Origin of the sequence: Vallitalea longa (assembly GCF_027923465.1) — a bacterium.
Taxonomy (GTDB): Bacteria; Bacillota; Clostridia; order Lachnospirales; family Vallitaleaceae; genus Vallitalea; species Vallitalea longa.
In genome coordinates this window covers 702,620-723,399 of record NZ_BRLB01000001.1, presented here as the reverse complement: position 1 = coordinate 723,399, position 20,780 = coordinate 702,620, and the positions used below count along the sequence as shown (strand labels likewise).

Annotated in this window: 21 protein-coding genes; 17 read left to right on the top strand and 4 right to left on the bottom strand. The window is 29.4% G+C overall.

Annotation, left to right across the window (positions count from 1 at the left end):
* Positions 1–3 precede the first annotated feature (3 nt).
* From QMG30_RS03215 to QMG30_RS03180, 8 genes are all read left to right on the top strand, one after another.
* Positions 4–1,011, top strand: a complete 1,008-nt coding sequence (locus QMG30_RS03215) for an ABC transporter permease (protein WP_281812162.1) — start codon at positions 4–6, stop codon at positions 1,009–1,011.
* Between the two features lie 2 nt (positions 1,012–1,013).
* Positions 1,014–2,015 carry an ABC transporter permease gene (locus QMG30_RS03210; RefSeq protein WP_281812160.1) on the top strand — a complete coding sequence of 334 codons (1,002 nt, stop codon included), beginning with the start codon at positions 1,014–1,016 and terminating at the stop codon, positions 2,013–2,015.
* A 116-nt stretch (positions 2,016–2,131) separates the two neighbouring features.
* The gene (gene rhaS / locus QMG30_RS03205; protein WP_281812158.1) at positions 2,132–3,160 is read left to right on the top strand and encodes a rhamnose ABC transporter substrate-binding protein; all 1,029 of its coding nucleotides are present in this window, start codon (positions 2,132–2,134) and stop codon (positions 3,158–3,160) included.
* A gap of 77 nt (positions 3,161–3,237) precedes the next feature.
* The gene (locus QMG30_RS03200; RefSeq protein WP_281812156.1) at positions 3,238–3,564 is read left to right on the top strand and encodes an L-rhamnose mutarotase; all 327 of its coding nucleotides are present in this window, start codon (positions 3,238–3,240) and stop codon (positions 3,562–3,564) included.
* A gap of 146 nt (positions 3,565–3,710) precedes the next feature.
* Positions 3,711–4,709 (top strand): AraC family transcriptional regulator, encoded by a 999-nt coding sequence (locus QMG30_RS03195; RefSeq protein WP_281812154.1) that lies wholly within the window; start codon positions 3,711–3,713, stop codon positions 4,707–4,709.
* Positions 4,710–4,821: 112 nt separating this feature from the next.
* On the top strand, positions 4,822–6,276 hold the full coding sequence (gene rhaB, locus QMG30_RS03190; RefSeq protein WP_281812152.1) for a rhamnulokinase: 1,455 nt from the start codon (positions 4,822–4,824) through the stop codon (positions 6,274–6,276).
* 33 nt (positions 6,277–6,309) lie between these two features.
* Positions 6,310–7,575, top strand: coding sequence for an L-rhamnose isomerase (rhaA, locus tag QMG30_RS03185; RefSeq protein ID WP_281812150.1), 1,266 nt, complete (start codon positions 6,310–6,312; stop codon positions 7,573–7,575).
* 14 nt (positions 7,576–7,589) lie between these two features.
* Entirely contained in the window at positions 7,590–7,949 is a 360-nt protein-coding gene (locus QMG30_RS03180) for a sensory rhodopsin transducer (RefSeq protein ID WP_281812148.1), read from the top strand.
* Positions 7,950–8,008: 59 nt separating this feature from the next.
* On the opposite strand, the gene QMG30_RS25310 is transcribed toward QMG30_RS03180, so the two are convergent.
* Positions 8,009–8,401 (bottom strand): PspC domain-containing protein, encoded by a 393-nt coding sequence (locus tag QMG30_RS25310; RefSeq protein WP_281812146.1) that lies wholly within the window; start codon positions 8,399–8,401, stop codon positions 8,009–8,011.
* Positions 8,402–8,711: 310 nt separating this feature from the next.
* Between QMG30_RS25310 and QMG30_RS03170 the strand changes: the two genes are divergently transcribed.
* On the top strand, positions 8,712–9,422 hold the full coding sequence (locus QMG30_RS03170) for a PrsW family glutamic-type intramembrane protease (RefSeq protein WP_281812145.1): 711 nt from the start codon (positions 8,712–8,714) through the stop codon (positions 9,420–9,422).
* A gap of 84 nt (positions 9,423–9,506) precedes the next feature.
* On the opposite strand, the gene QMG30_RS03165 is transcribed toward QMG30_RS03170, so the two are convergent.
* Positions 9,507–10,553 carry an aldose epimerase family protein gene (locus QMG30_RS03165; protein ID WP_281812144.1) on the bottom strand — a complete coding sequence of 349 codons (1,047 nt, stop codon included), beginning with the start codon at positions 10,551–10,553 and terminating at the stop codon, positions 9,507–9,509.
* 223 nt (positions 10,554–10,776) lie between these two features.
* On the opposite strand from QMG30_RS03165, the gene QMG30_RS03160 reads away from it, so the two are divergent.
* Together QMG30_RS03160 and QMG30_RS03155 are read left to right on the top strand one after the other, a co-directional pair.
* Positions 10,777–11,535 carry a peptidylprolyl isomerase gene (locus QMG30_RS03160; protein ID WP_281812143.1) on the top strand — a complete coding sequence of 253 codons (759 nt, stop codon included), beginning with the start codon at positions 10,777–10,779 and terminating at the stop codon, positions 11,533–11,535.
* Positions 11,536–11,595: 60 nt separating this feature from the next.
* Positions 11,596–12,789: an ROK family protein gene (locus tag QMG30_RS03155; protein WP_281812141.1), complete on the top strand. Its 1,194-nt coding sequence runs from the start codon at positions 11,596–11,598 to the stop codon at positions 12,787–12,789.
* Positions 12,790–12,859: 70 nt separating this feature from the next.
* Here the strand turns inward: QMG30_RS03155 and QMG30_RS03150 are convergent, their stop codons facing one another.
* On the bottom strand, positions 12,860–13,174 hold the full coding sequence (locus QMG30_RS03150; RefSeq protein ID WP_281812140.1) for a YidH family protein: 315 nt from the start codon (positions 13,172–13,174) through the stop codon (positions 12,860–12,862).
* A gap of 678 nt (positions 13,175–13,852) precedes the next feature.
* On the opposite strand from QMG30_RS03150, the gene yfcE reads away from it, so the two are divergent.
* Complete coding sequence (yfcE, locus tag QMG30_RS03145; RefSeq protein ID WP_281812139.1) at positions 13,853–14,398, top strand: phosphodiesterase; 546 nt, start codon at positions 13,853–13,855, stop codon at positions 14,396–14,398.
* Positions 14,399–14,491: 93 nt separating this feature from the next.
* On the opposite strand, the gene QMG30_RS03140 is transcribed toward yfcE, so the two are convergent.
* Positions 14,492–15,325, bottom strand: coding sequence for a DUF1189 domain-containing protein (locus tag QMG30_RS03140; protein WP_281812138.1), 834 nt, complete (start codon positions 15,323–15,325; stop codon positions 14,492–14,494).
* A gap of 256 nt (positions 15,326–15,581) precedes the next feature.
* Here QMG30_RS03140 and QMG30_RS03135 point away from each other — a divergent pair, with 256 nt between their 5' ends.
* The 5 genes from QMG30_RS03135 to QMG30_RS03115 all read left to right on the top strand — a co-directional run bounded on the left by QMG30_RS03135 (position 15,582) and on the right by QMG30_RS03115 (position 20,581).
* The gene (locus QMG30_RS03135; RefSeq protein ID WP_281812137.1) at positions 15,582–16,742 is read left to right on the top strand and encodes a THUMP domain-containing class I SAM-dependent RNA methyltransferase; all 1,161 of its coding nucleotides are present in this window, start codon (positions 15,582–15,584) and stop codon (positions 16,740–16,742) included.
* Positions 16,743–16,776: 34 nt separating this feature from the next.
* Positions 16,777–18,420, top strand: a complete 1,644-nt coding sequence (locus tag QMG30_RS03130) for a lectin like domain-containing protein (protein WP_281812136.1) — start codon at positions 16,777–16,779, stop codon at positions 18,418–18,420.
* Between the two features lie 167 nt (positions 18,421–18,587).
* On the top strand, positions 18,588–19,505 hold the full coding sequence (locus QMG30_RS03125) for an alpha/beta fold hydrolase (RefSeq protein WP_281812134.1): 918 nt from the start codon (positions 18,588–18,590) through the stop codon (positions 19,503–19,505).
* Positions 19,506–19,674: 169 nt separating this feature from the next.
* Positions 19,675–20,067 carry a NusG domain II-containing protein gene (locus QMG30_RS03120; RefSeq protein ID WP_281812132.1) on the top strand — a complete coding sequence of 131 codons (393 nt, stop codon included), beginning with the start codon at positions 19,675–19,677 and terminating at the stop codon, positions 20,065–20,067.
* Positions 20,051–20,581, top strand: coding sequence for a Gx transporter family protein (locus QMG30_RS03115; RefSeq protein ID WP_281812130.1), 531 nt, complete (start codon positions 20,051–20,053; stop codon positions 20,579–20,581). The genes QMG30_RS03120 and QMG30_RS03115 overlap by 17 nt, the downstream gene beginning before the upstream one ends.
* Positions 20,582–20,780: the final 199 nt, after the last annotated feature.

The following is a 20,780-nucleotide window of genomic DNA, read 5'->3' as shown; positions in this document are numbered from 1 at the left end:
ATTATGACAGCTAAGAGTATAAAAAGAAATATCAAAAGTATGGATGTTTCAAAAGTTAAAGAACTTGGATTAATAGTGTTCATTATACTTCTGTCTGTAGTTGTTCAACTTAGAAACTCCAGTTTTTTAACTATTGAGAATCTTAATGATATGATAACTAATACAGCTATATTGAGTATATTAGCAGTTGGAATGATGCTTGTAATTATAACTAGAGGAATAGACCTTTCGGTAGGGGCTACATTAGCTCTTTCAGGAATGATATCTGCATTGACTGTCAGCAAATATCCAGGGTTGAATCCGGTAATTGTAATTTTATTGGGAACATTGATCGGTTTAATATGTGGTAGCATCATTGGAATTCTAGTAGCTTACGCAAAAATATTTCCTATTATAGCAACACTAGGTATGATGAATGTTTTTAGAGGTCTGACATTCATGGTGAGCGGTGGGAAATGGGTAAGTGCACATCAAATGAGTAAAGGTTTTAAAAATATCGCAACCAGTTCTGTATTAGGTATAAATACATTAATCTTTGTAGCAATTCTTATATATATCGTTTTTTATTATTTCACTAACCATACAAGAACAGGAAGACAAATATATGCAGTAGGAAGCAATCCTGATTCTGCAAGAATAAGTGGAATCAATACGGATAAGATTCTATGGTTGGTCTATTCTATAATGGGAGGATTAGCTGGACTTTCAGGAGTATTATGGGTATCCAAATTCGCTTCTGCACAAGGAAATACAGCAGCAGGATATGAATTGAATGTAATAGCTGCATGTGTATTAGGTGGAGTCAGTATTGCTGGGGGTTCAGGAAAGATTTCAGGTATTATATTAGGTTCATTATTACTAGGTATTTTAAATAATGCATTACCTTTACTGATGGTTTCACCTTTCTGGCAGCAAGCAATTCAAGGTTTTATTATTTTATTTGCTGTAATAGTTAATGCTATAGTTAAGAATAACATTAAGAAAAAAAATCTTGCTAGGAGGAAAATATAATTATGAATAAGAGAATTATAGATAACAAAAAAGATACTAATTTAAAAAGTTTTTTCTTCCAGTGGGAATGGTTGCTTGTATTGATATTCATTGTTATCAATATAATCAATGCTAATTTATCACCATACTATTTGAATTTCAATACTATTATTGATGCTACTATGACTTTCTTGGATAAAGCGTTTATTGTTTTACCCATGGCGTTTATCTTAGTCTTAGGAGATATAGATATATCTGTTGGTTCTACAGTGGCTCTGTCGTCAGTTATTATGGCAGTTCTATATAATATGGGACTTCCTATGCCAATAGCAATGCTGGTATGCTTAGCTGTAGGAGCTCTATGTGGATTCTTGAACGGTTTTATATTAGTGAAATTTAAAGAGTTATCTGCAGTTATTGTTACATTATCAACAATGATAATATACAGAGGTATCGCTTATATAATTCTAGAAAATCAAGCTTCAGGAAATTTCCCTAAGTGGTATACATATCTTGGATGGGGTTATGTCGGTAAGATACCTTTTATACTAATTGTCTTTATAATATTCGCAATAATATTCGGATTACTATTACATAAGACTACTTTTGGTAGAAAAGTTTTCGCTATGGGCAATAATATTACTGCTAGTAAGTTTTCAGGTGTAAAAATCGATAAGATGAAAATAATTATTTTTACACTTACTGGTCTTATGTCAGCTGTTACAGCTATTTTCCTAGCATCTAGAATGGGAAGTACAAGACCTAATGTTGCAACAGGTTATGAATTAGATGTTATTGCAATGGCTGTTCTCGGAGGAATCAGTTCTGCTGGTGGGAAAGGAAGAATGATAGGTGCAGTAATTTCCATCTTCCTAATAGGTTTTTTAAGATACGGTTTAGGATTAATAAACATACCTGCACAGATATTGCTTATAATAATTGGTTTATTACTGATATTTGCAGTTATGATACCTAATCTTAAGAAGACTTTTGGCAGAGGTTTAAGAACTAATGTGAGTAAATAGATAAGAAGAATTTTATTGAAATTGTGTTATTAACAATCATGGTAACTAGCTTAATAATTTTGATATAAAGTGGTTCTACTATTTTATATAAATAAATCATAAAGGAGAATGCAAACATGAAGAGAATATTAAATCTGTTTTTAGTTTTAACACTTATTTTTGCTTTAACTGGTTGCGGGGGAAAAGATAATTCATCTGAGGGTAACAAAGATGGAAAAGGCAAGTATGCTATTATTGTAAAAAATGCAGGAAATCCATATAATGAGAAAGAGATGGAAGGTTTTGAAAAGGCCATAAAAGAAATTGGTGGGGACGCAATCTTGAAAGCACCTGATCAGCCAACGGCAGAAGCACAGATTCAAATGATAGAAGAACTAATTGCTCAAAAAGTTGATTGTATTGCAATTGCAGGTAATGACCCTGATGCACTTCAACCAGCATTACAAAAAGCTATGAATGCAGGTATTAAAGTTCTTTCATTGGACTCAGCTGTTAACAGTGATAGCCGTATGATTCATGTTAATCAAGCAGATCCAGAAAGAATCGGACGTGTTCAGATAGAAGCAATCTCAGAAATGACAGGTGGAAAAGGTCAGATTGCTGTACTTAGTGCAACTTCTCAAGCTACAAACCAAAATACATGGATTGAATGGATGAAAAAAGAGCTAGAGAAAAGTGAATACAAAGACATAGAATTAGTGAAAGTTGCTTATGGAGATGATTTAAGAGATAAGAGTGTTTCTGAAATGGAAGCATTGTTGAAATCATATCCTCAACTTAATGGTATAATTTCACCAACTACTGTAGGTATTGCAGCAGCAGGTAAGGTTATTACTGACAAAGGGCTGACAGACAGAATTCAGTTAACAGGTCTTGGACTACCTAGTGAAATGGCTGAATACATTGAGAGTGGTGTATGTAAGTGGATGTACTTATGGAATCCTATAGATGTAGGATATTTAGCAGGTTATACAGCAGAAGCATTGGTAACTGGAAAGATTACTGGGGCAGAAGGTGATTCATTCGAAGCAGGAACCCTTGGAGATAAATCCGTTATTACTGTTGGTGAAGGAACTGAAGTCATGTTAGGTGATCCATATAAATTTGATGCTGACAATATAGCTGAATGGAAAGAAATATATTAATTAGAATACTTAAGATATAACAAAGGGGCTTATTAGATTAATAAGCTCCTTTACATAAATAAATAGAGGTGAAGAAGATGAATAAGAGTAATAAGTTTGCTTGGACATGGAATATAAAAGAAGAGTATATTAATGAATATATTGATATGCATTTGAATCCTTGGAAAGAAGTTCTAGAGGAACACAGTAAAGCAGGGATTAAGAATTATTCCATCTTCCAGAATGGGAATCAGTTTTTCTATTGTTTTGAGTGTGATGATATTGATACTGCTTTTAAGTATTTGGATGATAGTGAAGTTTGTAATAAGTGGAATGATATTACTTCCAAGATGGTTGAGGGATCCTTTGATTTTGGGGATGCAGAGCCAATTACACCTATGAGAGAAGTTTTTTACTTAAAATAAAGTTGTGGGGTTAGAGGTATATTATGTGTATATATAGTGGTACATGTTAAAATAGTACCTTACGATTACTTCTAGCATGTGGAGATATAATTGTGTATATGGTACAATCAATAATATAAAATTTATTATTTTAAAGGTGAATGGTGATGAAGATAAAAGAGCTGGACGATAAATTGAGGAATCTTAATAAAATAGAAATCCAATTGCAGAATCTATTGCAGAACAAATCTCAAAAGGAATACAATACCTTACTTAAGGAGTTCTTTTCTAGTAAGAAAGATATGGATGAATGGATAATCAATAGTGATAAGATAGTTGAAGATGATAGACTATTATCTATCCATAAACATGATAGGTTTATTGAATTCCCTAAGCATAAACATGACTATCTTGAAATGATTTTTGTCTATTCTGGTGAAATAAATCAGAAGGTAGAGAAAGATGAAATAAACGTCAAAAAAGGAGAAATATTGATACTAGATATGAATGTCTCCCATAGTATAGATTTTGCGGATGAAAATGATATAGGAATAAATATCTTAATGAAAAAAGAGTTCTTTGACTGGATTTTCTTAAGTAGGATTGCATACAATAATATAATATCCGACTTTATCGTCAAGGCATTGTATGAAAAGAAAGAATTCAAACAGTATCTTCATTTCAAAACATCGGATAATAATAAAATATGGGATATAATGTGTAACATATTATGTGAATACTATGAACCCAAGATAGGGATGGAAGTTGCAATTAGATCATATGTAGTTTTGTTATTCAATGAATTACTGAGAGATTATAAAAGGCATCTTAGCAATAATTTCGCTAAGAAAGTAGAGACCAATGTTGCAATAAAGATTATGGATTATATAAATAATAATTATAAAGAATGTAATATAAAAGATATGGCCGAGTATTTTAATTTTAATCCTGACTATATGGGAAAATTGGTTAAACAAATTACAGGAAAGACATACAAAACACTTATCAAAGAAAAGAAAATGGACCAGGCCATGTATCTTCTTAATAATAGCAATCTGGCGATAATGGATATAGTAAATGAAGTAGGCTATTCTAATGTTAGCTATTTTTATAAACAGTTCAAAATTAGAACAGGGGTTACTCCTGATGAATATAGGAATAAATGAGTGAAAGAAAATTGATATCTGATTTTGTTAATATAAATATCCTTATAAGTTAATGAATAATTATTAATCATTAGGTATGATTAATATATACTAATTTATAAGGAGTTTTTTTATGGGAAGAAATTGTTTAGCTGTTGATATTGGTGCATCAAGTGGACGAGTTATCATGAGTACTTTAACCGATAATAAAATCAATCTAAAAGAGATACATCGATTCAAGAACCAGATGTATAAAGAAAAAGGTAGTTTTTATTGGGATATTGATAAATTGTTTGGTGAGATAGTCAAGGGTCTGAAGATATTTAGTAATAATGATTTAGAAGCTGATAGTATAGGGATTGATACATGGGCAGTAGATTATGTTCTATTAGGAAAAGATGGTAAAAGAATATCTCCTGTATATGCATATAGAGATAATAGAACAAATAATTCCATAGATGATTTTACTGAGAAAATATCTAAAGAAGATATTTATAGCAAGACTGGAATTCAATTTATACAATTCAATACTTTATATCAACTATATGAACATGTTAAATCTAATCCTAGTATTATTGAAAACATATCCTCTATACTAATGATCCCAGATTATCTAAACTACTTATTATGTAATGAAAAAGCTGTAGAATATACTAATGCCACAACAACTCAATTCTATAATATACATGATAAAACATGGGATGATGAGTTGGTAAAGGAGATAGGGTTGACTTCATCCGTATTTCCAAGCATAGCCAAAGCAGGTACAGTTATAGGTAGTTTAAATGATAAGTTGGAAAGTGAAACCAATATAAAAGGACTTAAAGTAATAGCACCTGCAACTCATGACACTGGTTCGGCTGTTGTTGCTGTTCCTGCAATAGACTATGAGTTTGCTTATATCAGTTCTGGTACATGGTCATTAATGGGTATTGAAAGTGATATCCCAATATGTAGTCAAGAAGCTCTAAATTATAATTTTACCAATGAAGGAGGAGCTTATGATACTATAAGATTTCTTAAAAACATTATGGGATTGTGGCTTATTCAAGAAGTCAAGAGAATATTGAATGATAAGTATAGTTTTGCGAAATTGGTTGAATTGGCTAAGGAAGCAGAATCTATTTCGATTATTAATCCTAATGACAACAGATTTCTTAATCCAGAAAATATGGTTAATGAAATAAAGAATTATTGTAAAGAAACTAATCAAATAGTTCCTAATACTGTGGGTGAAATTGCTAAGTGCATATTTGAAAGTCTGGCATTACAATATAAACAAGTTCTCTTGCAACTTAGAAAAATAAGCAATAAAACCATAAATAAGATACATATAGTAGGTGGAGGATGCCAGAACGATTATCTTAATCAGTTATGTGCAGATTATACGGAATGCGAAGTCTTCGCAGGTCCCATCGAAGCTACGGCTATAGGGAATATTATGGTTCAATATATTACATTAGGAGAAATAGATAATATTAGTGAAGCAAGAAAAATTATAATGGATTCTTTTGAAATAAGAAGATTCAAACCAGATTTTGATGTAAATATAGATGATAAATGGAATAAATTCAAAGAGCTTATATAGAAATTCAAAAAAATATATGTAGGAGGTTTTATAATGAAAAAAGAAAATATAATCAAATCATATGATATGGCTAAGGAAATGTATAAAGGTATAGGGGTTGATACAGAAGAAGTTATAAAAAAACTTAATGATATACCTATATCAATTCACTGTTGGCAAGGTGATGATGTAAGTGGTTTTGAAAACTCTGAGGGTGATTTAACTGGTGGTATTCAATCCACAGGTAATTATATGGGGAAAGCAAGGACACCAGAAGAATTACGTGGTGATCTGGAAAAAGCTTTTTCGTTGATTCCAGGTAAAAAACGTCTTAATCTACATGCAATTTATTTAGAAACTGATGGTGAAAAAATAGAACGTAACGAAATAGAACCAAAACATTTCAAAAAGTGGGTAGAGTGGGCTAAGAAAAACGATATCGGTCTTGATTTCAATCCTACATTATTTTCACATGAATATGCAGATGATGGAATGACATTATCTCATCCAGATAAAAAGATTAGAGATTTTTGGATAGAGCATGTTAAAAGATGTAGAAAGATCAGTGAGTATTTTGGAAAGGAACTTGGTACACCTTGTGTTAATAATATATGGATTCCAGATGGTTTTAAAGATATTACAGTTGATAAATTAGGACCTAGAAAAAGATTAGAAGAATCTCTGGATGAAATCCTAGAAGAGAAAATGGACCCTAAGTATCATTTGGATGCTGTTGAAAGCAAGCTTTTTGGAATAGGTTCTGAAAGTTATGTAGTAGGTTCGCATGAATTCTATATGGGATACGCAATGAAAAACAAGACAGTATTATGTTTGGATGCAGGACACTTCCATCCAACAGAAGTCATCTCCAATAAAATATCTGCAATATCTTTATTTGTCAGTGATATATTATTACATGTCAGTAGACCTGTACGTTGGGATAGTGATCATGTAATAGTTCTAGATGAAGAGTTGCAAGAAATAGCTAAAGAGATTATTAGAAACAAACTTCTTGACAGAGTGCATATAGGACTTGATTTCTTTGACGCTAGTATCAATAGGATAGCTTCTTGGTCAATAGGTACGAGAAATATGTTAAAAGCTCTATTAATTGCATTGCTGGAACCTACAACCACCTTGGCAGAAGCAGAAAGAGGATTTGATTTCACCACAAGATTAGCTATGTTAGAAGAATTGAAATCTTATCCATGGCAGGCTGTTTGGGATTATTTCTGTGAAAATAACGGTTATCCTGTTGGTCTTGAATGGCTGGATGAAGTAAGAGACTATGAAAATAATGTATTGATCAATCGCAAGTAGGAGGCATATTATAGATGGACATTGGTAAAAAAGTTTGGATAATACCAGATGGTTTTCTTCCTATGGAAAGCACAGGGGCTTTTAATAGTCATGAAGCTATATGTGTGTTGAATACTTCTTCTGAGACTGCTGAAATAGAGCTTACAATTTATTTTGAAGACAGAGCTCCTATGAGAAAGATTAATGCACGATGTTTGGGAGAAAGAACCAATCATATAAGGTTAGACAAAATAATAGATGTTGAAGGGAATAAAATTCCTGTTGGAGTACCATATGCCATAAAAGTGGAGAGTTCACAAAATATTGTTGTACAGCATAGCAGAATGGACACTACACAATCTGAAATGGCTCTAATGACTACAATAGCATATTAATAAAAAAGGGTTGTCTCTAATACAATATAATCAGTTGATGTATTGAGACAACCCTTTCATTAATCTTTGTTTTTAGTAAGAATAAGGAATCCAACTCCAATAATGGCAATAGGCCAAACTAAATCGAAGCTAAACCAATTGAATATTTTTTCTAAAATAGAAACAATACCGATAACGACTAAAATTAGTCCTAATATCATTCTTCCATTGTTATTAGTATGTTTTTCTTCTTCGGCTGTATAATTATAATCATAGGTGTCAATTTTTTTAGGTTCTAGTGGTATTACGATAGAACATATTATGTAAATCAATACGCCTGTTCCCCATGAAAATAATGCTATAACAAAAAGAATCCTAATGATAGTCGGGTCTATGTTAAAATATTTTGCTATTCCAGAACAAACACCACTAATCATCTGGTCATCTCTTGAACGATAAATTTTTTTCTCCATTAATCATACATTCCCTTCATTGAATTTTATTTTTTTATAAGACATAAATATTTTCTTTTACTTACTGATGTATTAATATGTGATGGTTTTTGATTCGAAATAAATTATAATATGAATATAACAATTTGTGCATATTAATATATATATTTATATTAAGTTGCTTTTTATTATATTATATTTTATTCTATAATACAATAAAATAAAACATAAAGGTATCTTGTAAATATAGTCAAGTCTTAGTATCAACTAGGTTTTTATAAGTAAAGATACTTAAGATTTTTCACTTATTTCAAGTATATGGAGGAATCAAATGGATATTGATTTATATGTTGTAGCTATTACACCAGGAATTGCGTTAGCTTTAGGGATATATTTAACTGATAGATATGATAAGGAGCCATTACATTTATTAATAAAGATATTTGTCCTTGGTGGTGTAAGTATTTTACCGGTTATTTTTGTTGAAAGATTACTTTCTTATTTTAATATATTTACTGGATTTCTACAAGTTGCGTATGTAGCTTTTATAGTTGCTGGTTTTACAGAAGAATTTTTCAAAAGAGTTATAGTAATGAGATTTGCGTATAATCATAGAGCATTTAATGAAAAGTTAGATGGTATTGTTTATGCTGTATTCACATCCTTAGGGTTTGCTACTGTAGAAAACGTATTGTATGTGGTTTTTCGCTATTCTAATGTCAATACGATTGGTTTGCAAAGAGCTATTTTTTCCGTTCCAGCACACATGCTCTTTGCTATTACAATGGGGTATTACTTATCACTAGCAAAGTATGCGGAAGATTATAATAGAAGAAGGTATTATTTAAGATTATCTCTATTCATTCCAGTATTATTACATGGAATTTATGATTATATTCTTATGTCGAAAAGCAGTAATCTATTTGCTATCTTTATACCTTTTGTTATATTTTTGTGGAGTTATAATCTAAGGAAGCTGAATAGATATTATAGAGAGTCCAAAAAGATGCATACAGCTCAGGAAAAAGATCTAAGCGAGTAACAGTGGAATTAGGGGGCATTGGTTAGGTTTGCAGAATAAAACACATAAATTTTTATTCTGCAAAGCCTCATAAAATTATGTGAATTATTTTACTTTGAAACAATATTTTGTATAAGCTTTATAGGTGTCACCTGGATTCAAGATTTTTGATTCAAAGCAATCTTGATTAATGGCATCTGGATAGTACTGTGTTTCTAAACAAAGGGCTATATGTTTTTTGGTAACAATGTCAGAAGCTAATTTCACACCTTCTTCTATGGTATTACTTGCATAGAAGATTACTGATTTTTGATCTGTTACGACTTCCATATAACGTCCACTTGTTTCATCATACATAGTAGCTGCAATATCTTTAGCATCATCAAGAATATAAAAATGGTCATATCCACCAGCATTTTTTAATTGTTCTTCATCGTTTTTGATATCTTGACCAACTAATTTCATGTTTCTGAAGTCGAATGCAGTATTTTTTACATCTGCAATACCGTTAGGTATGAGTTCGGTATCGACTAGACCATATTTATCCGCATTTATTTGTAGATATTGTTCAAGAATATCTCTTTTTCCATTACCCGATAAATTGAAATAAGAATGGTTAGTCATATTTACTAAAGTTTTTTTGTCAGTATTACCGTTATACTGTATTTCTAGTTCATTATTATTATTGAAAGTATATGTAACGGTAATATCAAGATTACCAGGGAAACCTTCTTCACCGTCTTTACTCAAATAATTGAGGATAAGAGAGATGGAATCCTTTTTTACGATACTTTTTGTATCCCAAATAACAGAGTTAAAACCATTCAATCCTCCATGAAGAGTGTTACCATTATCATTAGCATGAAGAGTATAAACATTATCATCAATTTTAAAGGATGCATTAGAGATTCTACCTGCTACTCTTCCTACAAGACATCCGAAAAAAGGGGACTTTTCTTCATAACTAGTAATATCATCGAATCCAAGTACAATATTTTCTATATTGCCGTTCTTGTCAGGAACCATGATATTGTTGACTATACCACCATAATTAAGAATGCTTACACTACATTTGTTATCATTGTATAATGTGTATTTTGTTACCTCTTTACCTGATTTTGTAATACCAAAGCTAGTAGATTTTATTTCCATTTTTAGCTCACTCCTTTGGTGTAGATTATACTATAATTTTAATAATGTGTAAAATTAAAACATCCATATATTGTAATATTTACGCAATATACATATATAATAAATTTTAAGATAAAGTCAAGTATAATTATTATTGCAAATTTAGTATATATATAATATTATTATATAGAAACGATTTTTATAGAAATACAGGATTCTAAATAAATTAACAGAGGAGATTATTATGGATAATAATGTATTAGCTAAAGTGGAAGGCATAGAAATAACAAAAGAACATTTAATGAATATCATGCGCTCTTTACCTCAACAACAAATGATGGAAGTAAGTACAGTAGAAGGAAGAAAAAGATTATTAGATGAACTTGTAGCTGCTGAATTATTCTATTTAGAAGCTTCATCCAACAAACTAGAAGATGAAGAGGAATTCAAGAAAATATTAGAAGAAGCTACACATAGTCTTTTACAAAGATTTGCAATTCAAAAACTACTAGAGAAAGTTACAGTTAGTGAAGAAGATATGAAGAAATATTATGATGACAATAGAAAATCTTTTGTTTCTTCAGAAGAAGTGAAAGCTAAACATATTCTTGTAAAAGAAGAAGAAGAAGCAAAAAGAATCAGAAAAGAAATAGAAGAAGGTAAACCTTTTGATGAAGCTGCAAAAGAATATTCAACTTGTCCTTCAAAAGAAAAAGGTGGAGATTTAGGATTCTTCGGTAAAGGTAGAATGGTTCCTGAATTCGATAAAGCTGCTTTTGAACTTAAGATAGGTGAATTGAGTGATATAGTAAAAACACAATTCGGATATCATTTGATTGTAGTAGAAGAGAAAAAAGAAGCTGCAATAAAAACTTATGAACAAGTAAAAGAACAAATAAGACAAAATTTATTAAGAAACGAACAAACTAAAGTATATACTAATAAATTCAATGAATTGAAAGATCAATATTCTGTTGAAATTAATGAAGATGCTTTAAAATAATTATATATGAACCCACTATTAGAAATTAATAGTGGGTTAGTTTACTAAGGATGTGGACATATGTATTTTAATAAATATGTTGAAAGTCTTACAGAGGACAATAAAAAGGTTTTCAATATTATATTGCGTTTTGGACCTTTAACTAAAAAAAAGATTATAGAGTATACCAATATGAAACTTACTACGCTCAATAGATCAATGCAGACCTTGATTGGATATAGATTCGTTGTTGAAATAGGTGAGCAGGAATCAACAGGAGGAAGAAAACCAACATTGTTTGATGTTAATCCTTTTGAATATTATTTCGTAGGTATAGATATTTCAAGGACTTATTCTAAAGTAATTATCACTAATCTAAAAAGAGAAATTTTATTTAATGAACAATTTCAGATGAAAAAAGATATGACACCTGAAAGAACTGTGAGAAGTATAAAAGACGTTTTCAATAAAGGTTTGAATCATCTAGGTATCGTTAAAGAAAAAATAGTAGGTGGCGGTTTAGGTACTATAGGTCCATTAGATGTTGACAAAGGAATAATTTTTAAGCCAAATAATTTCTATGCAAAAGGTTGGGCGAATGTCCCTATCAAGGAAATGCTTGAAAATATATTAGATATTCAAGTTATCATTGATAATGGTGCTAATACAGCTGTCTATGCTGAATATCTGTCTGGAACATTGTTCGAATATTCTAATATCGTATATGTTAACTGTGGAATAGGAATAAGAATGGGTGTAATTACTAATGGTAAAATAATACATACTATTAATAATTCTAATGATGCATTTGGACATATGGTTGTAAATTATGATGGTGATTCATGTTATTGTGGAAAAACAGGATGTGTTGAATGTTATGCATCTATTCTTTCGATTGTTAAGAAATATGTTAGTCTAGTAAAATTGGGTAGAGATACTACTATAAATAAAAGTACTAACAGTATCACATTTAATGATATTATTAAAGCCGCAGAAGCTGGAGAATATTTGGCTAATGAAGTTTTTGAATTTGCAGCTAAAATACTTGCTATCGGATTATCCAATTATATTACAATTGTAAATCCCAGCAAAGTTATCCTTAGTGGACCTACCATAAATCTATCGGATGTATTTTATAATTATTTACTAAAATATATTAATAAGTATATATCAAACAAACAAAACAATATATTACTAAATAAAGGGGGAGATTATAGAAATAATGCAATTGCTCTAGGGGCAGCTTTATTATTTATAAATAAGAATTTTGAATAATAGGGGCTGGTTTATTAATCTTAGTTAATGACAAGAAATTAGATAATATAAAACAGCCCTATGTAATAACCTAATCTATATTGTAATTTGACGCATTCTTAATTTTTTTTAGGTCCTTGTTAGTTTTAATGAATTTTATTAATCCTAATATCCCGATGATGGTACCGAAAGGTATTAAAATCATTCCAATAATCTCTATAGCTAGATTATCAGTAAATTTAATAAAAGAAGAGCCAGCTACAATCAAACTTAAAGCAGTTCTTATATAAGCCAGTAAGGTTCTTTCGTTAGCTAGAAAGGTTCTATCAGTAGCAAGTAAATCTCTCAGTATCAATGAATCTTTTTTAAATGAATAGACTTCCGTCTCTTGACTGTTATTAAGCATTGTAAATCACCTCTATGTTTTCTTATGATATATCTTTAAACCAAAATGGTTAAAAATTAATATGTAAATATAGTTTTTTAGACGTATAATAACCTTATGAATTGTTTTATATCTAAAGATTAATTTGCATATCAATTAGTATTAATTCTTACCAACGAACTAATTTATAAATTATAATATAAATATATTATATCACTTTTGACCAAAATAGCAAGAAGTATTCTATTTCCTTTTTTATAACAATATAACTTAATAGTAATAAATATATAGAATAAATCAAAGTAAAATAGAAATAATGAACTATTTGTAAATAAATAGCAAAAAAAGACACATAAAAGACAAATTAAGTACAAAATAATGACACTTGTATTATATATAATTCTACTTGACGACATAATAAAGGACATAATGTGACATTAATAATTGACATAATATTATACAGAAGCGTAAAAGCGCAAAAAAATATAATAGAGAATCCCCTCTCATTATAACCCAGAGTAAAGAGAATCATTTTGATTCTCTTTATTGTTGTTTATTATTTTATTTCACTCAATCTTATTTCCAATATAGTTAAATCTATAAATGTAATAAAAACAGTCATTGACCTTCATGTAGATATATGGAATAATAATAACCATAATTTATTTAATTGAGTAATTACTAAAGGAAGGTGTTTACATGAAATTAATGTTTATATCAGATATACATGGTTCTTCTTATTATGCTAAAAAAGCAATAGACAAGTTTGAAGAGGAAGAAGCGGATTATATTATATTACTTGGTGATATATTGTACCATGGTCCGAGAAATTCTCTGCCAAAAGAATATGATCCAAAAGAAGTAATAAAATTAGTTAATGGGCTAAAGGGAAAAATTATTTGTGTAAGAGGAAATTGTGATGCAGAAGTTGACCAAATGGTATTGGAATTTCCGATTATGAGTGATTATAATACTGTGTTTTATAACAATAAACGAATTTTTGTTACACATGGACATTTGTTCAATGAACAAAATATGCCTCCGTTGGTTGATGGGGATATACTAATACATGGACATACTCATTTACCTGTTGCTAAAATGATAGATAATAAATATATATTCAATCCAGGATCCATTTCTTTACCAAAAGAAAATAATCCCAATAGCTATGGTATTATGGAAAATGATCAATTCATAATAAAAGATTTCCAAGGAAATATTATCAAGTCAATTGAAATTAAATAATAAAATTAAAACTACTATAGTTAGTATTTCTTGATATTATTCAAGTAATTTCAACTATAGTAGTTTTTAGTTTAATTGATTATAGCTTTCTATTTAATTATAATAGGAGTCATTATTATTATCGATTGTTGGATTATTATTATTGTTTTGTATTATATTCTTAAGTGCCATAGTTATAATGATTGTTGAAATGACTAAATAAATAAGAATTTTCCAAGCAAATGCTATACCAATTCCAAAACAATTAAGTATAAGGATAATTATTGCTGGAAGTGTTAAAGCGTATATTCCTATCTTGTATAATTCACTATAACTTAAATTGGCATTCAATATAGAATTAGAAATTGTACCCATAACACTTAATAATAAACTTGCGAATAGATTAAATAAAATAGTACCTGCAATTGTTATGAAGATGATTATACCAACAACTATGCCTCTGAATTTTTGAATCATATCTAAAACGGATTCTTTATTAATGTTGAAATCACTTAAAGCTTTAAATTCCAATGGCATTGGAGGACTACCAGCTTGACTGATTATAATTCTTTCTGGAGTAACTAAATATCCTATAGAATATCCTACTAGATCATTTAGATCATATTCAGATGTCATATCTACAATAAATATGAATTCATTATCTTGAGAAACGATTAATGGTTTATCCATATCAATATCAAGAATTCCATTTGAAACTGTTATATTTGGCATATCATCTGATTCTAAAAATTCAATTGTACTATCTATAGAATCATTGGTCTTAGATACGATAACAATGCTAAATACTACTCCGATAATTAATGAAAGTAGAATTAAGTAAAGGAATGATTTCCCTAGTGATTCGGATCTAATTCTGTTATAAACACGAAAATCGGTAAAACTTTTTATGAATTTAGTAAAAATATTTGGATTACCAGTTTTTTCCATATCTTATTCCCCTTTTTAATTAAGTAATTTATTTTATTAATGGAAGTAATTCCCTAAGTTAATTGTATGTTAACATAAATAATTTTCTAGTTCAAGATTATATGTATAATAGAAGTTATATTTTTTTGATAAATTGAGTAAATTATAGTTATGTAATAAAGATTTAATATCTTAGTTTATTGTAGAAAAGACTTATTTAAAGTATAATAAGGATAATATAAATATTACTATATACTAATTATAAAGGAGCAATAAAATGTCATATATTGAATTAACGACACCTTGTATTTTCGGGGTAGAATCTATACTAAAAAAAGAAATTATTAATTTAGGTTATGAAATAAAAAGAGTCGAAGATGGAAGAATAACCTATATCGCAGATGAACTTGGTGTTTGTAGATCTAATATTTGGCTTAGGACAGCAGAAAGAGTTTTAATTAATGTAGGAGAATTCAAGGCTACCAGTTTTGAAGAATTATTTGATAAAACAAAAGAATTGCCATGGGAAAATTGGATACCACAAGATGGAAAATTTTGGGTTAAGAAAGCTTCTTCAATAAAATCAAAATTGTTTAGCCCTTCAGATATTCAATCGATTATAAAAAAAGCTATAGTTGAAAAGTTAAAGAATACTTATCATATAAATTGGTTTAATGAAGATGGAGATGACTATCCTATAAGGGTATTTATAAAAAAAGATAGAGTATCCATATGTTTGGATACTAGTGGTGAAGCGCTTCATAAGAGAGGTTATAGAACGTTTACCAGTAAAGCACCAATCGGTGAAACTTTAGCTGCTGCTATTATTCAATTATCACCTTGGAATAAGGATAGAATATTAGTTGATCCCTTCTGCGGAAGTGGAACAATACCTATTGAGGCAGCTATGATAGCCATGAATATGGCTCCGGGGCTTAACAGGGAATTTACAGCAGAAAAATGGAAAAATATTATACCTGTTAAATCATGGTTTAAAGCAGTTGACGAAGCAAATGATGTCATTGATACAACATGTAAGTTGAATATATCAGGTTATGATATAGATTATAATGTTCTCAAGTTGGCAAGAGAAAATGTAAAAAATGCAGGCGTTGAAGATATGATTCATTTTCAAGAAAGAGATATGAGAAAAACTAGCAGTAACAAAAAATATGGATTCATTATCACCAATCCTCCTTATGGAGAGAGACTTGGTGATAAAGACACAGTTATAGAATTGTATAAGGATATGAAAATTACTTTTGATAAAAACTTAGATGATTGGTCTTATTTCGTTATTACCGCATTCGAAGAATTTGAAAGATATTTTGGTAAGAGTGCGGACAAAAAGAGGAAATTATATACAGGAATGATGAAGGCTAATCTTTATCAATACTTTGGCAATAAACCTCCTAAAAGAGTACATTTGACTAGCTAAAAACACATTATAGAAAAGAGGTTATATATTAATAATGAAAAAAAATATAAAATTATTATTTGTATATATATTTACCATCATCTTTATTGTACCTACTTCCATTTGTGCTATAGATGAACCACAGGTTTCTGTTATATTAGATAACGAATTTATCGTATATGATGAGTATTACGGTATACCTTATATTAATGATGATAATAGAACTATGGTGCCTTTAAGGCTTACTTTAGAAACTTTTGGTGCAAAGGTAGAATGGGATGGTGAGTTGAACTTAGCAGTTTTAACTTATGAGGATACAGTTGTGAAAGTTCCTATAGGAGAAAAATTTATATACAAGAATGGGGAGAAAATCGAGAATGATACATATGCTGTTAATAAAAACAGTAGAATATTTTTACCTATAAGAGTAGTAATGGAGGCTTTTGATTGTGAAGTCTTATGGGATGGTGCTAACAGAATAGTTATTATTAATTCCGATTATAGTCCATATATAGATAAAGAGGATGCTAGATTTGATTTAAGAGAAGAAGGAAATGTTACTTCTGTCAAAGACCAAAAAGGGATAGGTGCGTGTTGGGCATTTGCAGCACTTGGAGCGATAGAATCTACTTTGTTGAAACAAACAGGTGAGATGTATGATTTTTCCGAAGATAATATTAGTTTAGGTCATGGATACAATCTAACTCAAAATGATGGAGGATATGCAATGCTAGCTTTAGCATATTTTGCTAGATGGTCAGGTCCTGTATTGGAAGAAGAAGATGTATATGGTGATGGTATAATAAATGAAAATGCCAAAACCATTAAGCATGTGCAAGAAGCTTATTATCTACCACCAGATGATTTACAAGCTATTAAACATACGGTTAAAAACTATGGTGGAGTTCATTCATCGATTTATTGGGAGTCTGAAAAAGATGATTACGGTAAATATTATAATAGAAATACGTATTCTTTAAACTATAATGGTGATGATAGATTTAATCATGATGTTGTAATCGTCGGTTGGGATGATAACTATCCAAAAGAAAATTTTGTAATTGAACCTGAAGACGATGGTGCATTCATTTGCAAAAATAGTTATGGAACTGATTTTGGAGAAGAAGGATATCTATATGTATCTTATTATGATAAGTATATAGGTAAATACAACATGGTATATAGTAGAATTGAAAATGATGATAATTATGATAGAATATATCAATCAGATTGGCTGGGATCAGTTAGAGATATTGGATTTAACATAGATACTGGATATTTTTCTAATGTATTTCAAACTAGTGATAAAGAAGAGCTTAGAGCCGTTAGTTTCTATACAACAGGAATGAATTCAAAATATGAAATATATGTGGTGGAAGATTTCAATGATAAATCTGATTTCAGTAATATGAAGTTTATAGAAAGTGGTTTTAGAGAGTATGAAGGTTACTATACAATTAATCTCAAAGAACCTATTATTCTAGATAATTCCAAATTTGCTGTCATTGTTAAGATAACGACTCCAGGAAGAAAGTACCCAATAGCTGTAGAGCTATATAATGATAGTAGTACTGTGAATAGGACAGATTCTGCCAATAATGAAAGTTATATAAGTTATGATGGAGAAATATGGCAAAATATACAGAGCACAATGAATGGTAATGTATGTTTAAAAGCATTTACCGATGTTGTTGAATAATTCATTGACGTATGTAATAAAAGCTCTAATTAGGGGCTAATAATAATAAATACTTATTGATCTTAATATATATAATGATTTTTCAATAAAGAATACTTTTACTAGCTATAGTGTGATATTATATTAATATGTTATATTTTATATTATAATCTTTATGGGGTGATCTTATGAGAGAAAATACATTTAAGATTGACGGATTAGAGGGACATAAGATTTTTGTAGCTAGTTGGATGCCTGATGAAAATCATTTAAAAGGTATCGTTCAGATTAATCATGGCATGGCGGAGCATTGTTTAAGATATAAGGATTTCGCTAATTTCTTAACCGATAATGGTTATGGAGTATATGCTCATGATCATAGAGGGCATGGCCAAAGTCTTGATACTGATGACGATTTAGGTTTTTTTAATGATAAAGAAGGATGGAACAATGTTATTGATGAAGTATATAAGGTTACACAATACATAGAAAAAGAAAATAGAAATATTGATATATTTTTATTAGGTCATAGCATGGGTTCTCTTATAACAAGAGGATATATAGAGAAATATGGAGAGAACATTAAAGGTGTAATCATAAGTGGAACAAGTGCTACTAAAGGATTTTTGGGAGTAGCTGGAATAGCTGTAGCTAGACTGATATGTTTAGCTAAAGGAAATAGGTATAAAAGTAAATTGTTGACTAATCTGAGTTTCGGAAATTTTAATAAACGATTTGCACCAAATAAAACGGAATATGATTGGTTAAGTAGAGATGAAAATCAAGTTAACAAATATGTAGATGATGATAAATGCGGTTTTATGTGTACATCACGATTTTATGTCGATCTTTTAAAAGGATTATCCTTTATATCTAAGAAACACAATATAGAGATGACTCCTAAAGATTTACCGATTTTATTTATTTCTGGTGATAATGATCCTGTTGGTGAAATGGGTAAAGGAATAAGAAAGGTAACTGACACATATAAGTCACTTGGATATAATGTGGAAGTTATATTATACGAAGGAGCAAGGCATGAAATCATTAATGAAATAAATAATGATAAAGTTTATAAAGACATATTGGATTTTATCAAAAATTAGATATCAAAGGCTGTTTCGCACAATTATAATAAACCTATTATTGAATGCGTGACAGCCTTTTAATATATTCTTATTGTAAGGCTTTTGCTATATATATCAATATGATACAATGTATTAGGAATCAATTTAAGTAATAAAATAATCCAAATCAATTAGGTTGTATTTTATAATGAAAGGATACAGTGAATTAATGAAAAAAAATGACATAAAAATTATTTTGGCAGTATTGATTATTGCAGGAATATTTTATATTTTTAATCAGATAAGAATAAATAATATGAGTAGAGATCAATTATATGTTGAGATAAATGTTGATGGAGAATTATATCAAAGAATTAAGCTTAGTGAAGAAAAAGAAATTAGAATTGATGGAACTAATGGTTATAATATAATAAAAATACATGATGATGGGGTCGAGATTGTTGAATCTGATTGTCCAGATAAGATATGTGTTAAAACAGGATTCATAACTCAAGTAGGTAAGACTATCGTATGCCTTCCACACAAAATATATATAGAGATAGTCGGTAGAGAGGACGAATTGGATGCTATATCACAATAAAATCACAAAATTAACTAAAGTACAAAAGATGGTATTTATTTCTATGTTGATAGCATTTGCATTGGTTTTAAGTTATTTTGAAACATATTTACCTGTATTACCTTATCCTGGAGTTAAATTAGGACTGGCAAATATAATTACATTGACAAGTTTGTATTTCTTAGGTTTTAGAGAAGCTTTGGTATTAGTAATCTTAAGAGTTACTTTAAATAGTTTTTTTACAGGTTCGTTTATTACAATTTGGTACAGTTTATCAGGAGGTATACTTAGCTTTTTGGTTATGTATTTGTTAATTCATATAAGTAGAGATAAGATGAGTACTACAGGAATAAGTATCCTGGGAGCTGTTTCACATAATATTGGACAACTAATTGTTGTAATGATAACTACTGAGAATATTAATGTAGCAGCAGCTTATTTTCCAATATTAGCTGTTTCAGGGATTATTACAGGTATACTTATTGGTATGACTGTTAATTATATAATGCCTTACATAAATCGAATATTTAATTAAATTGATATGTGCAATTATCTCAACTAACAGATATTAATATTAAGCGATAATCTAAAATAATTAACTAAATATGGGATATTACGAAAATATTACAAAAATACCCAAATATTACGATTGTATTACATAATGCATTAGTATCTTTTTAAATATGTTTTTTTTTGTTATAATTCTGTATAGCGTAGATAATTACTATATTAAG

Bases quoted from the DNA above. Each gene is read 5' to 3' on its own strand.
- rhaS (WP_281812158.1), top strand. From the start codon at position 2,132: ATGAAGAGAATATTAAATCTGTTTTTAGTTTTAACACTTATTTTTGCT.
- QMG30_RS03155 (WP_281812141.1), top strand. From the start codon at position 11,596: ATGTATTTTAATAAATATGTTGAAAGTCTTACAGAGGACAATAAAAAG.
- QMG30_RS03180 (WP_281812148.1), top strand. From the start codon at position 7,590: ATGGACATTGGTAAAAAAGTTTGGATAATACCAGATGGTTTTCTTCCT.
- rhaB (WP_281812152.1), top strand. From the start codon at position 4,822: ATGGGAAGAAATTGTTTAGCTGTTGATATTGGTGCATCAAGTGGACGA.
- QMG30_RS03140 (WP_281812138.1), bottom strand. From the start codon at position 15,325: ATGGAAAAAACTGGTAATCCAAATATTTTTACTAAATTCATAAAAAGT.
- QMG30_RS25310 (WP_281812146.1), bottom strand. From the start codon at position 8,401: ATGGAGAAAAAAATTTATCGTTCAAGAGATGACCAGATGATTAGTGGT.
- QMG30_RS03195 (WP_281812154.1), top strand. From the start codon at position 3,711: ATGAAGATAAAAGAGCTGGACGATAAATTGAGGAATCTTAATAAAATA.
- QMG30_RS03125 (WP_281812134.1), top strand. From the start codon at position 18,588: ATGAGAGAAAATACATTTAAGATTGACGGATTAGAGGGACATAAGATT.
- QMG30_RS03215 (WP_281812162.1), top strand. From the start codon at position 4: ATGACAGCTAAGAGTATAAAAAGAAATATCAAAAGTATGGATGTTTCA.
- yfcE (WP_281812139.1), top strand. From the start codon at position 13,853: ATGAAATTAATGTTTATATCAGATATACATGGTTCTTCTTATTATGCT.
- QMG30_RS03135 (WP_281812137.1), top strand. From the start codon at position 15,582: ATGTCATATATTGAATTAACGACACCTTGTATTTTCGGGGTAGAATCT.
- QMG30_RS03120 (WP_281812132.1), top strand. From the start codon at position 19,675: ATGAAAGGATACAGTGAATTAATGAAAAAAAATGACATAAAAATTATT.
- QMG30_RS03160 (WP_281812143.1), top strand. From the start codon at position 10,777: ATGGATAATAATGTATTAGCTAAAGTGGAAGGCATAGAAATAACAAAA.
- QMG30_RS03150 (WP_281812140.1), bottom strand. From the start codon at position 13,174: ATGCTTAATAACAGTCAAGAGACGGAAGTCTATTCATTTAAAAAAGAT.
- QMG30_RS03210 (WP_281812160.1), top strand. From the start codon at position 1,014: ATGAATAAGAGAATTATAGATAACAAAAAAGATACTAATTTAAAAAGT.
- QMG30_RS03115 (WP_281812130.1), top strand. From the start codon at position 20,051: ATGCTATATCACAATAAAATCACAAAATTAACTAAAGTACAAAAGATG.
- rhaA (WP_281812150.1), top strand. From the start codon at position 6,310: ATGAAAAAAGAAAATATAATCAAATCATATGATATGGCTAAGGAAATG.
- QMG30_RS03170 (WP_281812145.1), top strand. From the start codon at position 8,712: ATGGATATTGATTTATATGTTGTAGCTATTACACCAGGAATTGCGTTA.
- QMG30_RS03200 (WP_281812156.1), top strand. From the start codon at position 3,238: ATGAATAAGAGTAATAAGTTTGCTTGGACATGGAATATAAAAGAAGAG.
- QMG30_RS03165 (WP_281812144.1), bottom strand. From the start codon at position 10,553: ATGGAAATAAAATCTACTAGCTTTGGTATTACAAAATCAGGTAAAGAG.
- QMG30_RS03130 (WP_281812136.1), top strand. From the start codon at position 16,777: ATGAAAAAAAATATAAAATTATTATTTGTATATATATTTACCATCATC.